Annotated in this window: 12 protein-coding genes; 3 read left to right on the top strand and 9 right to left on the bottom strand. The window is 68.2% G+C overall.

Translation table 11 applies throughout. The features are described 5' to 3' along the window. Positions 1 to 216: hypothetical protein (locus tag HPS01S_RS22050; RefSeq protein ID WP_218016609.1), on the top strand; the 216-nt coding region annotated here is incomplete at its 5' end. A 15-nt stretch (positions 217 to 231) separates the two neighbouring features. Here the strand turns inward: HPS01S_RS22050 and HPS01S_RS17380 are convergent. The 7 genes from HPS01S_RS17380 to HPS01S_RS17350 all read right to left on the bottom strand — a co-directional run bounded on the left by HPS01S_RS17380 (position 232) and on the right by HPS01S_RS17350 (position 9,655). Beyond that, entirely contained in the window at positions 232 to 1,380 is a 1,149-nt protein-coding gene (locus HPS01S_RS17380) for a ribonucleotide-diphosphate reductase subunit beta (RefSeq protein WP_066158849.1), read from the bottom strand. A 141-nt stretch (positions 1,381 to 1,521) separates the two neighbouring features. Then, on the bottom strand, positions 1,522 to 4,368 hold the full coding sequence (locus tag HPS01S_RS17375; protein ID WP_255284237.1) for a ribonucleoside-diphosphate reductase subunit alpha: 2,847 nt from the start codon (positions 4,366 to 4,368) through the stop codon (positions 1,522 to 1,524). Between the two features lie 332 nt (positions 4,369 to 4,700). After that, complete coding sequence (gene ampD / locus HPS01S_RS17370) at positions 4,701 to 5,321, bottom strand: 1,6-anhydro-N-acetylmuramyl-L-alanine amidase AmpD (protein ID WP_066158844.1); 621 nt, start codon at positions 5,319 to 5,321, stop codon at positions 4,701 to 4,703. After that, positions 5,302 to 6,783 (bottom strand): sigma-54-dependent transcriptional regulator, encoded by a 1,482-nt coding sequence (locus tag HPS01S_RS17365; protein ID WP_066158841.1) that lies wholly within the window; start codon positions 6,781 to 6,783, stop codon positions 5,302 to 5,304. Before HPS01S_RS17365 ends, ampD begins: the two co-directional genes overlap by 20 nt. 6 nt (positions 6,784 to 6,789) lie before the next feature. Continuing rightward, positions 6,790 to 8,583, bottom strand: coding sequence for a sensor histidine kinase (locus HPS01S_RS17360; RefSeq protein ID WP_084397475.1), 1,794 nt, complete (start codon positions 8,581 to 8,583; stop codon positions 6,790 to 6,792). A 27-nt stretch (positions 8,584 to 8,610) separates the two neighbouring features. After that, on the bottom strand, positions 8,611 to 8,847 hold the full coding sequence (locus HPS01S_RS17355; RefSeq protein ID WP_066158839.1) for a PP0621 family protein: 237 nt from the start codon (positions 8,845 to 8,847) through the stop codon (positions 8,611 to 8,613). 4 nt (positions 8,848 to 8,851) lie between these two features. Next, on the bottom strand, positions 8,852 to 9,655 hold the full coding sequence (locus HPS01S_RS17350) for a cytochrome C assembly family protein (protein ID WP_066158837.1): 804 nt from the start codon (positions 9,653 to 9,655) through the stop codon (positions 8,852 to 8,854). A gap of 149 nt (positions 9,656 to 9,804) precedes the next feature. Here HPS01S_RS17350 and ffh point away from each other — a divergent pair, with 149 nt between their 5' ends. Together ffh and HPS01S_RS17340 are read left to right on the top strand one after the other, a co-directional pair. Beyond that, the gene (gene ffh, locus HPS01S_RS17345) at positions 9,805 to 11,175 is read left to right on the top strand and encodes a signal recognition particle protein (protein WP_066158836.1); all 1,371 of its coding nucleotides are present in this window, start codon (positions 9,805 to 9,807) and stop codon (positions 11,173 to 11,175) included. A gap of 46 nt (positions 11,176 to 11,221) precedes the next feature. Continuing rightward, positions 11,222 to 11,848 carry a hypothetical protein gene (locus tag HPS01S_RS17340; RefSeq protein WP_066158834.1) on the top strand — a complete coding sequence of 209 codons (627 nt, stop codon included), beginning with the start codon at positions 11,222 to 11,224 and terminating at the stop codon, positions 11,846 to 11,848. A 49-nt stretch (positions 11,849 to 11,897) separates the two neighbouring features. Here the strand turns inward: HPS01S_RS17340 and mdoH are convergent, their stop codons facing one another. Beyond that, on the bottom strand, positions 11,898 to 13,880 hold the full coding sequence (mdoH, locus tag HPS01S_RS17335) for a glucans biosynthesis glucosyltransferase MdoH (RefSeq protein ID WP_066158832.1): 1,983 nt from the start codon (positions 13,878 to 13,880) through the stop codon (positions 11,898 to 11,900). Next, positions 13,853 to 15,421 carry a glucan biosynthesis protein G gene (locus HPS01S_RS17330; protein ID WP_084397473.1) on the bottom strand — a complete coding sequence of 523 codons (1,569 nt, stop codon included), beginning with the start codon at positions 15,419 to 15,421 and terminating at the stop codon, positions 13,853 to 13,855. Before HPS01S_RS17330 ends, mdoH begins: the two co-directional genes overlap by 28 nt. Positions 15,422 to 15,522: the final 101 nt, after the last annotated feature.

Here is a 15,522-nt window from a genome sequence, read left to right as displayed (position 1 = left end):
ACAGCGGCCTTTTTGGCCGGGGCTTTTTTCGCAGTTGCCATTGTTTTCTCCTTGATCAAGTTGCAAAGAGCACTTCGCGCGGCAAATCTCCGCGGAAGTGATTCAGGGACCTGGCGCCGTGGATGCATCCACGAAAGGCGCCAAGGCCTTGAATCTTGTGACAAAGCCCTGCCCCGGACGCTGGAACGTCTGGGGCAGGGCTTTGTGGTTCGGTGAGCATGGGATGAGGCATCAGTCCCAGGACAGCGCTCCGCCGGACTGGTATTCGATGACGCGGGTCTCGAAGAAATTGCGTTCCTTCTTGAGATCGATCATCTCGCTCATCCAGGGGAACGGGTTCTCTTCGTTCGGGAACAGCGGCTCCAGGCCGATCTGCGTGGCACGGCGGTTGGCGATGTAGCGAAGGTAGCCCTTGAACATGGAGGCGTTGAGCCCGAGCACGCCGCGCGGCATGGTGTCTTCGGCGTACTGGTATTCCAGGTCCACGGCCTTGAGGAACAGCTCCTTGATCTCGGCCTTGAACTGCGGTGTCCACAGCATCGGGTTCTCGAGCTTGATCGCGTTGATCAGGTCGATGCCGAAGTTGCAGTGCATGGACTCGTCGCGCAGGATGTACTGGTACTGCTCGGCGGCGCCGGTCATCTTGTTCTGGCGGCCCAGTGCGAGGATCTGCGTGAAGCCGACGTAGAAGAACAGGCCTTCCATCAGGCACGCAAACACGATCAGCGACTTCAGCAGTGTCTGGTCGGCTTCGGGCGTGCCGGTCTTGAAGGCCGGGTCCATGATCGCGTCGATGAACGGGATCAGGAACTCGTCCTTGTTGCGGATGGACGAGACCTCGTGGTACGCGTTGAAGATCTCACCTTCGTCCAGGCCCAGGCTCTCCACGATGTACTGGTAGGCGTGGGTGTGGATGGCTTCTTCAAACGCCTGGCGCAGCAGGAACTGGCGGCACTCGGGCGCCGTGATGTGGCGGTAGGTGCCCAGCGTGATGTTGTTGGCGGCCAGCGAGTCGGCGGTGACGAAGAAGCCGAGGTTGCGCTTGACGATGCGGCGCTCGTCTTCGGTCAGGCCGTTCGGATCTTTCCAGAGCGCGATGTCGCGGCTCATGTTCACTTCCTGCGGCATCCAATGGTTGGCGCAGGTGGCGAGGTACTTTTCCCAGGCCCACTTGTACTTGAACGGCACCAGCTGGTTGACGTCGGTCTGGCCGTTGATGATGCGTTTGTCGGCCACGTTCACGCGGCGTTGCTCGCTGCTGTGTACGGCGGAGGAAGAAGCGGGGGAGGACACTGCAGCTTGCGCACCCGATGAGGTGGGTGGCAATGTTTGAAGAGCGGGCTTCGAGGAGGGAGTGACTTGTTCGTCCCAGGTCAGCATGGTGGTGTCCAATTCAGCGGATTATCGAAGTGTCGGCATGAAATGCAAAGGACTCATGCGCGCGATGAATGTTTTGTGTTGCGGTGTCGCATCGAAAAAGCACACGGTGCGACACCTTCATCACGCGCATGAGCGCAGGCATCACTGGCAGGCTTCGCAGCCCGGGTCGTCGATCGCGCAGAACTTGATGTCGGTAGCGGGCTCGGAGGCCATTGCAGCCGCAGGTGCCGCGCTCATCGCAGGCTCGCCACCATGGGCCGACACCGCGTTGAGCTGGCCGGTGCGACCGGTGGATTTTTCAGCGTGCGTGGCCGAGGTGGTGCGCAGGTAGTAGGTGGTCTTGAGACCGCGCAGCCAGGCGAGCTTGTAGGTCTCGTCGAGCTTCTTGCCCGAGGCGCCGGCCATGTAGATGTTCAGGCTCTGCGCCTGGTCGATCCACTTCTGGCGGCGTGCGGCGGCTTCCACCAGCCACGTTGGCTCCACCTCGAACGCGGTGGCGTAGAGCGCCTTCACGTCCTGCGGCACACGGTCGATGGGGCGCAGCGAACCGTCGAAGTGCTTGAGGTCCATGACCATCACGTCGTCCCACAGGCCCAGGCGCTTGAGGTCCTTGACCAGGTAGCTGTTGATGACGGTGAACTCGCCCGACAGGTTGGACTTGACCGACAGGTTGCCGAAGCAGGGCTCGATGGACGCGTCCACGCCGATGATGTTGGAGATGGTGGCGGTCGGCGCGATGGCCACGCAGTTGGAGTTGCGCATGCCGTCCTGCGCGATCTTCTTGCGCAGCGCGTCCCAGTCCAGGCTGGCCGAGCGGTCCACGTCCACATAGCCGCCGCGCTCGCGCGCCAGCAGGTCCAGCGTGTCGGGCGGCAGGATGCCCTGGTCCCACAGCGAGCCGCGGTAGCTGCTGTAGCGGCCGCGCTCGCGGGCCAGCTCGGTCGAGGCCCAGTAGGCGTAGTAGCAGATCGCTTCCATCGAGCGGTCGGCGAACTCGACCGCCTCGTTGGAGGCGTAGGGAATGCGCAGTTCGTACAGCGCGTCCTGGAAGCCCATCAGGCCCAGGCCGACCGGGCGGTGGCGCAGGTTGGAGTCGCGCGCCTTCTTGACCGCGTAGTAGTTGATGTCGATCACGTTGTCGAGCATGCGCATCGCCGTGTTGATCGTCTTCTGCAGCTTGGCGTGGTCGAGCTGGCCGTTGCTGAGGTGGCGGTGCAGGTTGACCGAGCCGAGGTTGCAGACGGCGGTCTCGGTGTCGCTGGTGTTGAGCGTGATCTCGGTGCAGAGGTTGGAGCTGTGCACCACGCCGGCGTGCTGCTGCGGGCTGCGCACGTTGCAGGCGTCCTTGTAGGTGATCCAGGGATGGCCGGTCTCGAACAGCATTGACAGCATCTTGCGCCACAGGTCGGTGGCCGAGACCTTCTTGTAGGGCTTGATCTCGCCGCGGGCAGCCTTCTCCTCGTAGGCCAGGTAGGCTTTCTCGAAGTCGGCGCCGAACAGGTCGTGCAGGTCGGGCACGTTGTTGGGCGAGAACAGGCTCCACTCGCCCTTTTCCATCACGCGCTTCATGAACAGGTCGGGAATCCAGTTCGCCGTGTTCATGTCGTGGGTGCGGCGGCGGTCGTCGCCGGTGTTCTTGCGCAGCTCCAGGAATTCTTCAATGTCCAGGTGCCAGGTTTCCAGGTAGGTGCAGACCGCGCCCTTGCGCTTGCCGCCCTGGTTCACCGCGACGGCGGTGTCGTTGACCACCTTCAGGAAGGGCACCACGCCCTGCGATTCACCGTTCGTGCCCTTGATGTGGGCGCCCAGGGCGCGCACGCGGGTCCAGTCGTTGCCCAGGCCGCCGGCGAACTTGGACAGCAGCGCGTTTTCCTTGATCGACTCGTAGATGCCGTCCAGGTCGTCGGGCACGGTGGTCAGGTAGCAGCTGGAGAGCTGCGAACGCAGCGTGCCGGCGTTGAACAGGGTTGGCGTGGACGACATGAAGTCGAACGAGGACAGCACCTCGTAGAACTCGATGGCGCGCGCTTCGCGGTCGATCTCGTTGAGTGCCAGGCCCATGGCCACGCGCATGAAGAAGGTCTGCGGCAGCTCGATGCGGCTCTTGCGCACGTGCAGGAAGTAGCGGTCGTACAGGGTCTGCAGGCCCAGGTAGTCGAACTGCAGGTCGCGCTCGGGCTTGAGCGCGGCGCCCAGGCGGGCCAGGTCGAACTGCAGCAGCTTCTCGTCCAGCAGCTCGTTCTGCACGCCCTTCTTGATCGCCTGCGGGAAGTAGTCGGCGTAGCGCTCACCCATTTGTGCGGCCGGCACCTCTTCGCCCAGCACCTCCTTGACCACGGTGTGCAGCAGCAGGCGCGCGGTGGCGTAGGTGTAGTCCGGGTCCTTTTCAATCAGGGTGCGCGCAGCCAGGATGGCGGCCTTGTAGACCTCCTCGATCGGCACGCCGTCGTACAGGTTGCGCTTGGTCTCTGCCACGATGGGATCGGCCTTGACGTCCTGGCCCAGGTTGGCACAAGCGGCCTCGATCAGGCCCTGCAGGCGCGCGATGTCCAGCGGTACACGCTGACCGCCGTCCATCACATGCAGCGTGGCCTCGGCGGGTTTGGCGGCTTCGGCCTGGTGGGCGCGTTCCTGCGCGCGGCGCTCGCGGTACAGCACGTAGGCTCGGGCGACCTCGTGGTGGCCGCCGCGCATCAGGCCCAGTTCGACGTGGTCCTGCACGTCCTCGATGTGGAAGGTGCCGCCGCCGGGGCGCGAGCGCATCAGTGCGCGCACCACCGTCTGGGTCAGCGCGTCCACGGTCTCGCGCACGCTGGCCGACGCCGCGCCCTGGGTGCCGTGCACCGCCAGGAAGGCCTTCATCATGGCCACCGCGATCTTGCTCGGCTCGAACGGCACGACCGCACCATTGCGACGGATGATCTGGTACTGGGTCAGCACGGAGGCGCCTGCGGGCTCGGCGGAAGGGCCGGTGCTGCCGGTGGGCATGTGGGGGGCGTTCGGGGAGGCTGTGGGCGTGGCGGTCAGCATGGTTCCTCTTTCGTTTGTGTTGTGGCGCCGAAGGTTCGGCTGGTGCGGCGCACACTATATCTGGTGTCTGGTGGTGGTTCAAGCCACTACCGGTAGTGTTTTGATAAAAAGTGCATGCTGGTTTTCGTCTGGCAAAAAGCCATCGGAAAGGCGGTGCGTTCAGGCCTGGCGTGGTGCGGCGCCGGTGCGTGGCTTGGACTCAGGAACCGAGCGCCGACGCGCATTTCGTGCGGATTCCGCGCGGAAATCCGCGTCTTTGCTGGCAATGTGCGGAGCGACGTTGGCGCCGGTCAGGCGGTGGAGGCGTCCGGATCGAATGTGGCGATCACACACTCGGGAAAGCACCGATGGTCCCAGGCCAGGCAGCGCTGCAACCGTGCCCAGTCGAAACCGGGGCCGGGGTCGAGCTTGCGACCGGGGGCGATGTGCTCGTGGCCGGCGATGTGGGTGATCGGGTAGCGGTCGGCCAGTTGCCGGCACAGGTCGGCCAGCGCACGGTACTGCGCATCCTCGAAGGTCTGGCCTTCGAGGCCCTCCAGCTCGATGCCGATCGAGTCGTCGTTGCAGCGCTCGCGGCCGCGCCAGCACGACACCCCCGCGTGCCAGGCGCGCCGGTCCGCGTCCACGAACTGCACGACCTGCCCGTCGCGGCGCACGAAAAAGTGGGCCGAGACCTCCAGCCCCCGGATCTGCTCGAAGTAGGGGTGGGTCGACCAGTCGAGCCGGTTGGTGAACAGCTGCTCGACCTCCGGCCCGCCGTATTGCCCGGGCGGCAGACTGATCGAATGCAGGACGATGAGGTCGACCACGGCGCCCGCGGGGCGGTCGTTGGCGTTGGGCGAGAGCACCTGCTGCGCGGTGCGCAGCCAGCCCCCCGACCAGTCGCCGGTGTCAGGTGGTGCTGTCGTCATCGTCGGACGGCATGGTGATGCCCAGGCGCTGGATGCGGTAGCGGATCTGCCGCAGGTTGAGCCCCAGGCGGTTGGCCGCGGCCGTGCGGTTGTAGTCGCATTCCTTGAGCGCCATGAGCAGGACCTGTCGCTCCTGCTCGTCCAGGTAACTCTGCAGATCGTCGGGGATGGTGTCGGGCTGGGTGGTGGGCGCCTCGGTGGACTCCACCGGCTCGCTGGGCGGCCGGGTGGCCGTGAAGCCGGCGTCCACATCGCCCGGGTCCGCGAAGTCCTGCGCTTGCAACTGGCTGCCGGAGCTCAGCGCGAGCGCGCGCTGCAGCAGGTTCTCCAGCTCGCGGACGTTGCCCGGCAGCTCGCGCGCCTGCAGCCAGGCGAGGGCATCGGCGGTGAGTGTGGGCGTTGGCTGGCCGGTTTCGCTGCAGATGCGGTGCAGCAGGGCATCAACCAGCCCGGGCAGGTCTTCCCGCCGTTCCCGCAGCGGCGGCGTGCGCAGGCCGATCACGTTGAGCCGGTAGAACAGGTCCTGCCGGAAGTCACCGTCCCGGACCAGGGTGGCGAGGTCCTTGTGGGTGGCGCTGACCAGGCGGACGTCGACCGCCTCTTCCTGCACGCCACCCAGCGGGCGCACGCGCCGCTCCTGGATCACGCGCAGCAGCTTGGCCTGCATGCCCAGCGGCAGGTCGCCGATTTCGTCGAGGAACAGGGTGCCGCCGCGGGCCGCCTGGAAGTAGCCTTCCCGGTCGTGGCTGGCACCGGTGTAGGCGCCTTTGCGCGCGCCAAAGAACTCGGCCTCGATGAGGTTGTCCGGGATCGCCCCGCAGTTGACGGCCACGAACGGTCCGTCGGAGCGGTGGCTGCACTCGTGCACGGCCCGCGCCACCAGTTCCTTGCCGGTGCCCGATTCGCCCAGGATCAGCACCGGGGCCATGCTGGTCGCCACTTTTTCGATGCGCTGACGGATCTGCTGCATGGTCGCCGATGCGCCGACGATGCGCCGCAGCGCCTGCACGCCGGCCGGCGGCGGGGGAGCGCTGCGCGGGGGGTCGTTCACCGTGCCGCGGCGCGGCGCGCCGGCCGCCGGATGGCGCTGGCTGTGCAGGGCGGCCTGCACTGCGGCGCGCAGCTGCTTGAGGTCCACCGGCTTGGTCAGGTAGTCGAAAGCCCCGCTCTTGAGCGCCTCGACCGCGTTTTCGGCCGACCCGTAGGCCGTGATCACGATGGTCTTTTCGGTGCGCTGCTGCTCGCCCAGTTCGCGCAGCAGCTCCAGGCCCAGGCCGTCGGGCAGGCGCATGTCGGAGATCAGCACATCGAAGCGCCGCTGGCCCAGCCACTCCCGGGCCTGGGCGAGGTCGGGCGCCGACACGACCTCATGGCCTTCGCGCAACAGGGTGAGTTCGTACAGGGTGCGCAGGTCCGGTTCGTCGTCGACGACCAGCACACAGGCGGTGGAGGAGGCGGACATGGGCACTCAGAGCGTGGACAGGGACGGTGGTCCGTTGGTGGACGGGCGCGAGGGTGGGGGCACCGAGTCCCCCGGAGGATAGGTCAGGCTCTGCTGGACCGGGGCCCGCACGCCGCCCTGCAGGGTGGGGACCAGGATGTAGAACTCGTTGCCCTCCTTCTGGTCGAGCCGGCTGCGCTGGTAGGCGATCTGCGCGCCGTAGCGCTCGCACAGCTCCCGGCAGATGTACAGGCCCAGTCCGCTGGACCGGCTCTCGGAAGAAAAGAAGGGTTCGAACAGGTGCTTGAGCACGCCTGGCTCCAGCGGCGCGCTGTCGCTCCACACCGAGATGCGCACCCGGTCCGACCCGCTGGGCTGCGTGATCACCCGCACCGATGAGGGGCGCCGGCTGGCGTGGCGCAGGGCGTTGTCCAGCAGGTTGATCAGCAGGCGCCTCAGGTGCTCGGGGTCGAACGCGATGTGCGCGCCTGGCGCGTGCGGGTGCACGCCCAGAACGCCCTGGGCCTGCGCCCCGCGGTTCCACTCGTGGGTGATGTAGCGCACCGTCTGGTCCAGGGGCAGGGCCGGCGCCGTCTCGCCCTGGCTGGGCTGCGCACGGGCCACATTGAGGATGTCGTCCACGATCTTGGCCAGGCGCTGCGCGTTCTGGTCGATCATGCGCGTCAGGCGCTTCTGCCCGGCCTCGGTGACCTCTTCGTCCAGCAGCGCATTGGCCTGCGTGATCGCCGACAGCGGGTTGCGGATCTCGTGCGCCACCGCGGCCGACATGCGGCCCATGGAGGCGAGTTTTTCTGTTCGCACGCGCGCCTCGACCTCGCGCAGGTCTTCCAGGAACAGCACGCAGAGCTCGATGGGGCGGGCGCTCTGGGCGCTGGTCAGCCGCGTGCGCGCGAACAGGCGGTGGGTGGTGAGTTCGTCCAGGTCCACCCGGACCTCGGATTCGAGCTCCTGGCCCCGCAGGAAGGTCTGGTCCACCAGCCGCGCCAGCTCTTCCCAGCCGGAGCGCGCCGACAGCAGCAGCTTGGCGGCATGGGGGTAGGCCTCGCCCATGAGCATGCCCTGCGCCGCGGGATTGGCATTGCGCACCACACCATGGCGGTCGACCACCAGCACCCCTTCGCTCAGGCTCTCGATGATCAGTTCGTTGACCTGGGCCTGTGCGCGGGCCGCGGCTTGGCTGCTGCGGGCGCGGGCCTCCTCGCGTGCCAGCCGCTGCGCCAGCTGGCTGGCCAGGATGGCGACCAGGAAAAAGCCGGTGCCCGTCAATCCAGACTGCAGGAAGCGCGAAGTCGACACCTCGCTGAGCAGCGGGGCGCTGATCGCCGCTTCGCCCAGCAGGTACAGCGTCACCACGGCGGCGGTGGCCAGTGCCAGGGTCATGGAGCCCAGGATGGCCGCCATCAGCACGGGCAAGGCGAACAGCGGCGTGTAGTTGATGCCGGCCTGCTCGAAGTACTGCAGCACGCCGAAGGCGGCCAGGTCGACCCCGATGGTCAGCAGCCATTGAACACCCAAGGCCTGTCCCGGGGCCGGGGGGCGGGTAGAGAACAGCACGGCCAGCGCCGCACTCAGGTGCAGCGCGCACACCGCCACCAGCCACGATGGCCCGGCGCCCGGGCTGCTCAGCAGAAACACCTGCAGCGCCAGCAGCACGAAGGCGATGAGCACCCGGGCCCGCATGAAAGCGCGCCACAGGCGCACATAGGCCCGCACCTGGTGGTGGCGGTCCTGCGCGCTGTTGCCGGCTTCCAGCGTGGAAAACCAGGAAGGGGCGAACTGGGAGGACGGTTCCTTGGGCATGTCAGGGCGGTGGCCGCGTGTCGCGCATTACCGCACCGAGGCCTCGTGCTGGCGGCGGTGTTCTGCGCAGCAGTACCGGCCCCGGGTGCCCTGCACGACCTCTGCTTCGGGCACATGGGTGCCGCACTGGGTGCAGGCGATCATGGCCACCGGGCCGCGCGGTGCCCTGGGCTTGGGCGTGTCGTCGCGTTCTGCGGTCTGGCGGTTGTTGCGCCAGATCCAGAAGGCGAACAGCAGCACCAGCAGGACAAGCAGGTATTTCATCGGGTCACCCGGCGCGCTGCAGCACCACTTCGAGCACGAAACGCGAGCCGGCATAACCCAGCAGCAGGAATCCGGCCCCCAGGTAGAGCATGCGGATGGCCACCCGGCCGCGCCAGCCCAGCCGCCAGCGCCCGAGCAGCAGCACGCCCATGGTCAGCCAGGCCAGCGCCGAGAAGGCTGTTTTGTGGTTCCACACCCAGCGCTGGTTGAGCAGCTCGGAGAACCAGGCACCCACCAGCAGGGTCGCGGTGAGCAGCACGAAGCCCGCGGCCACGAAACGGAAGGTCAGCCGTTCCAGCGTCAGCAGCGGCATGGCGGTGTCGCCGGTGTCGCCCATGCGCATCGCCTTGTCGGCCCGCTGCATCAGCCAGGCGTGCACCACCGCGGCGGCGATGAGGCCATAGGACGCGATGCCCAGCGCCCAGTGCAGCGGCATCCAGCTCGAGGGCAGGGCGTGGTATTGAGAGCCGGGGAAAAACAGTGCCAGCAGCACGGCCAGGGTGCCCAGCACGGCCAGCGTCCAGCGGGCCTTGAGCTGGGGGTACATACGGCTCTCGATCAGGTAGACCGTGAGCACCAGCCAGGCCGTCACCGACAGCGCTGGGGCGAACCCGAACCGGGCCGGCGTTTCCATCAGTGCCGTGCCGAGCACGACCAGGTGCAGCACCCACGCTGTGGCGAGCACATTGCGGGTCTGCCGCTCGCTCAGCCGGGGATGCGCCCAGGCCAGAAAGGCATACGCCAGTGCCGCCACCGCCGACAGCAGCGCCGCGGGCGGGTTGGAGGTGAGGGCTGGCAGGAAGGTCATGGCGGGGGAATGGAGGCCGGTGGCCGGCGGGCGGGCGGCTAAAATCGCCACTGGAGTTTAAAGCGTCTTGGCCGTGCGAACCGCCGGTTCCGCCACGCGACCGGGCCCTGGCGTTCCGCCGCCACCACCCCCCACTTTCTCACCGCACCATGGCCTCAGCCCTTTCCGACCGCCTGTCACGCATCGTCAAGGAAATGCGGGGCCAGGCCCGTATCACCGAGAGCAACGTCACCGACATGCTGCGCGAGGTGCGCATGGCCCTGCTGGAGGCCGACGTGGCGCTGCCGGTGGTGCGCGACTTCATCGCCCGCGTGAAGGAAAAGGCGCTGGGCCAGGACGTGGTGGGTTCGCTCACACCCGGCCAGGTGCTGGTCAGCGTGGTCAACCGCGAGCTGGCGGCCACCATGGGCGACGGCGTGTCGGACATCAACCTGGCGGCCCAACCGCCCGCGGTGATCCTCATGGCCGGTCTGCAGGGCGCGGGTAAGACGACCACCACCGCCAAGCTGGCCAAGCACCTGATCGAGAAGCGCAAGAAGAAGGTGCTGACGGTCTCGGGCGACGTCTACCGCCCGGCCGCCATTGAACAGCTGAAGACGGTGACGGCGCAGGCCGGGGCCGAGTGGTTCCCGAGTTCACCCGACCAGAAGCCGCTGGACATCGCCCGCGCCGCGCTCGACTACGCGAAGAAGCACTATGTCGACGTGCTGCTGGTCGACACGGCCGGCCGCCTGGCCATCGACGAAGCGCTGATGCGCGAGATCCAGGAACTGCACGGCGCGCTCAACCCCGTCGAAACCCTGTTCGTGGTCGACGCCATGCAGGGCCAGGACGCGGTCAACACGGCCAAGGCCTTCAAGGACGCGCTGCCGCTGACCGGCATCATCCTGACCAAGATGGACGGCGACTCGCGCGGCGGCGCGGCGCTGTCGGTGCGTCAGGTCACGGGTGCGCCGATCAAGTTCGCCGGTGTGAGCGAGAAGATCGACGGCCTGGAGGTGTTCGACGCCGAGCGCCACGCCGGCCGCATCCTGGGCATGGGCGACATCGTGGCCCTGGTCGAGCAGGTCACCGCCGGCGTGGACATGGCGGCAGCGCAGAAGCTGGCGGCCAAGGTCAAGAGCGGTGGCGACTTCGACCTCAACGACTTTCTCGACCAGTTGCGGCAGATGAAGCAGATGGGTGGCCTGTCCAGCCTGATGGACAAGCTGCCCGGCAACCTGGCCGCCAAGGCCAGCGAGGCCGACCTGAGCCGCGCCGAGAAGGACATCAAGCGCAAGGAAGGCATCATCTGCAGCATGACGCCTAAGGAGCGCAGCAAGCCGGACCTCATCAAGGCCACGCGCAAGCGCCGCATCGCCGCCGGTGCCGGCGTGCACGTCCAGGAAGTCAACCGCCTGCTCAAGGAGTTCGAGCAGATGCAGGGCATGATGAAGAAGATGAAGGGCGGCGGTCTGATGAAGATGATGAAGCGCATGGGCGGCATGAAGGGCATGCCCAAGCTGCCCGGCATGGGTTGACCGAAGTCAAGCGGATCGCGCGCTCCCCCACCCATACTCGCCTCCCATGTGGACGGCCCTGAACCTGTCGATGGCGGTGCTTTGCGTGGCGGTGGCCCTGTGGCTGCGGCCCTGGCGCATGCTGCGCGGTCCGCTGTTCACGCCGGCGCTCGCGTCCCTGGTGCTGCTGCCCTGGTTGTGGCTGTTGCCGCAGAAGATGCCGCAGGGCCTGCAGGTGCAGCTCTCGGGCGCCTGCCTGCTGGTGCTGATGCTCGGCTGGCCGCTGGCGGTGCTGGTGCTGGCGGGCATCGCGGCCGTGGTCTGGGTTGTGGGCCAGGCTGAACCGGCAGCGGTGCTGCAGCAGTGGGTGTGGACCGGACTGGTGCCGGCCACGCTGGCGCTGGGCATCGGCGCTGTGATGCGGCGCTGGCTGCCGCCCAACCTGTTTGTGTACACCCTGGGCCGTGCGTTTCTGGGCACAGCCGCCGCGGTGTTTCTCTCCGGCCTGCTGTTGGAGGGCCTCCAGTGGCTGGCCGGCGAGCCCGCCCGTGACCTGTCCCTGGTCGCGCGCTGGCTGATGGCCTGGGGCGACGCCTTCCTGACCGGCATGTTCGGCGCCATCTTCGTGGCCTTCGTGCCGCAGTGGCTGGCGACCTGGTCGGACCAGCGCTACCTCCAGCCGCCCAAGCCATGAAAAAAGCCGCCCGGGTGGGGCGGCTTCGCGGTACTCGCAGGCGTGTGGTTTACGCGGCCTTCAGCGCCAGGCGGCTGGCGTGGCGCCAGGCGCGGCGCAGCACGGCGGGTGACCACGACTCTTCGGGGATCAGCAGCGCGCCGCGGTTGCGCACCCAGGTGCCCAGTCCCACGTGGCCGGTCAGCACCGTGACGGGCACCGACAGCAGCAGCGGCAGGGCCACCGGCAGCAGCCAGGGCAGGGCGTCGGGGTTGATCAGGCTGGCCAGCGCCAGCAGCGAGGCGACGGCCAGCGACACCGGTGCCAGACGCGCCAGCGCATCGCCCCAGGCCACGCCCACGGCTTCCCGGGGGGGCGACTTCCACTCCAGCTTGATGCCGGTGATGGCGACCACCACAAAGATGGAGTGGCCCACCATGCGGATGGGGGCCAGCAGCACGGCCATCACGCTTTCCAGCACGGCGCTGCCGAGCAGAAGGCCGGTGCCGCCATAGCTGCGCTGCTCGCCCTTGAGCAGCACCGCCAGCACACCCAGCACGCGCGGCAGGAACAGCAGGCACAGCGTCCAGGCCCAGAGGCCGCCGGCCTTGCCGGGGAGGGCCTGCCAGGCGTCGGGCAGGCTGGGGCCGGAGACCAGCATGGCCATGCCCAGCAGCAGGAAGGCCAGCCACATCGGGGCCGAGAGGTAGGACATGGTGCCGATGGCGAACATGGCGCGGTGCACGCGGTGCAGGCCGGGCTCGGCGATCAGGCGCGCGTTCTGCAGGTTGCCCTGGCACCAGCGGCGGTCGCGCTGCAGTTCGGACAGCAGGTCGGGCGGCTGCTGCTCGTAGCTGCCGGTGAGGTCGGAGACCAGCCAGACGTGGTAGCCGGCGCGGCGCATCAGGGCGGCCTCGACGAAGTCGTGGCTCATGATGCCGCCGGACATGCCGCCCGTGCCCTTGATGGGCGCCAGCGCGCAGTGCTCCATGAAGGGCTCGATGCGGATGATGGCGTTGTGGCCCCAGTAGTGCGACTCGCCGAGCTGCCAGAACTGCATGCCCAGGGTGAACAGGCGGCCAGTCACGCGGCTGGCGAACTGCTGGGCGCGGGCGTGCAGCGTCTGGTGGCCGATGGCCTGGGTGGCGGTCTGGATGATGCCGGCGTCGGGATGGGCTTCCATCAGCTTGACCAGCGAGGCCAGGCAGCTGCCGCTCATCACGCTGTCGGCGTCCAGCACCACCATGTAGCGGTAGTCCTTGCCCCAGCGGCGGCAGAAGTCGGCCACGTTGCCCGCCTTGCGGTGGGTGCGGCGTTTGCGCAGACGGTAGTAGACCTCCACGGCCGGCTGGCCGGGCTGCGACACCAGGGCGGCGCGCAGCTGCTCCCAGGCCTCGCGCTCTGCGGCGATGGTCGTGGCGTCGTTGCTGTCGGACAGCACGAAGACGTCGAACTGGCGCGCATGGCCGGTGGACGCCAGCGACTCGCAGGTGGCGCGCAAGCCGGCGAACACGGTGGCCACGTCCTCGTTGCAGATCGGCATGATGATGGCGGTGCGCGCCTCGGGGTTCATGGCGTGGTCGCGCACCGAGGCCGCCGAGATCGAGTGCCGGTCGCCGAACAGCATCACCCAGGCGCCCATCAGCGCGGTGACGAAACCGGTCACCACCCAGACGGAGAGCACGACGAACAGCACGGTGTACAGGCTCTGCAGCCAGGGCGAGCTGCCGGAGGGGTGTGCGGCGCTGAACAGCACCGCGGCCAGCACCGTGCTCACCACGGTGAGCAGCAGGAAGGCCAGGCGGCGGCGCTCGGCCGCGCGCTGCCATGCGGCCATGGGCACGACGCTGCGGGGCTCGCGGGGCGGCAGCAGGCGGCTGGCCGTGGCCAGCACGCCGGAACCCAGGCCGTTCCAGAAACCGCGCCAGGGGCGCGGCGCCATGGAGCCGCGGTTGAGCGGTGGCGCGGTCACCGCGTTGGGGTGGCGCTCTTCGCGCAACAGGCTGCGGGCGTGCAGGGGCGCGCTCACTCGGGCAAGACGGCGTGTGTCCATGTTTCGCTCAGGGTGTCGTTCTGGTGTTGGAGGAAGACGCGCAGCTCGACCGGACGGGCCGGGTCGAGCCGCTCGACGCGCAGGGTGACGCGCCAGCCGCGCTGGGTCGGGTTGGGGTAGGCCAGGGCTTCGACGATGCGGCCGTTGGCGTCGGCGCTGGCGACGGCGCGCACGGCGGCATCGGCCGGCAGGGCTTCCAGCGCCGGGCCGGCGAAGTCGAGCACGAACTGGGGCTGGCGCTGCTGTTCGCTGGCGCTCAGCTTGGTGTAGCCGTAGCCGCGGCGCGACTGCACCACCCAGGCCCCCGGCGGGGTCTGCTGGGCCTCGCCCTGCCAGGACAGCTCGTAGGCGAAGTCCAGCGGCTGGCCGGGCGCCGGCAGCGTGGCCGGCACCCAGTAGGCGACGATGTTGTCGTGGGTCTCGTCGGGTGTGCGCAGCTGCACCAGCTCGACCCGGCCTGCGCCCCAGTCGCCCAGCGGGCGCACCCAGGCGCTGGGCCGGCGCTCATAGCGGGCCTCGATGTCCTCGTAGCTGGCGAAGCGCCGGTCGCGCTGCATCAGGCCGAAGCCGCGCGGCTGGCGCATGGTGAAGCTGCTGACCGAGATCTGGGCGGGGTTCTGCAGCGGGCGCCACAGCCACTCGCCGTCGCCGGTGTGCATCATCAGGCCGTCGGAGTCGTGCACCTCGGGGCGGAAATCGTTGTCGTTGGGCTGGTTCTCGCCGTGCAGGAACATGCTGGTCAGCGGCGCCAGGCCCAGGGTGTTCACGGGGCCGGCGCCCACGCGCAGGAACAGCCGGGACGTGACGGTCATGGTGGTGCTGGCGCCGGGACGGATCACGAAGCGGTAGGCACCGCTGGCGCGCGGGGAATCGAGCAGGGCCAGCACGGTGACCTCGGTGGCGCCGGGCGCCGGGCGTTGCAGCCAGAAGTCGGTGAAGCGCGGGAACTCCTCACCCTGGCCGCCCACGGTGTCGATGGCCAGGCCGCGCGCCGACAGGCCGTACTGCTGGCCGGCGCCGAGCGCGCGGAAGTAGCTGGCGCCCAGGAACACCACCAGTTCGTCCTTGTAGGCCGGGTTGTTCAGTGGGTAGTGCAGGCGGAAGCCCGCGTGCCCGAGGTCGCCCCAGGCCGTCGGGTCGACGGTGTTGCGGCCCATGTTGTAGTCCGCGCTGCGGTAGGGCAGGTCGGTCACGCCCTCGGGCGCGAGCTCGTGCAGGCGCACCGCCCGCTTCTGGTAGAGGCCGAGGTGGAAGAACTGGGCCTCGAACGGCAGCGACTGGTCGCGCCAGAGCGAGCGCTCGGTGCGGAAGCGGATGTCCCGCATCTGGTCGTAGTCGAGCGCGGCCAGGTCCTCGGGCAGCTTGTCGCCAACCGGTTGAAACGGCGTCTGGGCGCGCTGGCGGGCGAGTTCGCCCAGGGCGTTCCAGTCCATCGCCTGAACCGCGCTCCAGCCCGCGGCCAGGCATGCAAACAGCAGCGCGCCCAGGCCTCGCCGGAGCGCGCGCGAAGAAGAATGACGGGAAGTGGTGGACCAAGGCATGCCCTTTAAGGGCAAACCCTATGCCAGGTCGAAAATTTCCAATCGAATCAACGGCTTGTGATGAAGGGCAGGAAAAACCACCGGTTTTGGCCGGGAAAAGG

The organism is Hydrogenophaga pseudoflava NBRC 102511 (assembly GCF_001592285.1).
Taxonomy (GTDB): domain Bacteria; phylum Pseudomonadota; class Gammaproteobacteria; order Burkholderiales; family Burkholderiaceae_C; genus Hydrogenophaga; species Hydrogenophaga pseudoflava.
The sequence above is the reverse complement of the archived record's forward strand: the minus strand, read 5'-3'. Positions and strand labels throughout refer to the sequence as shown.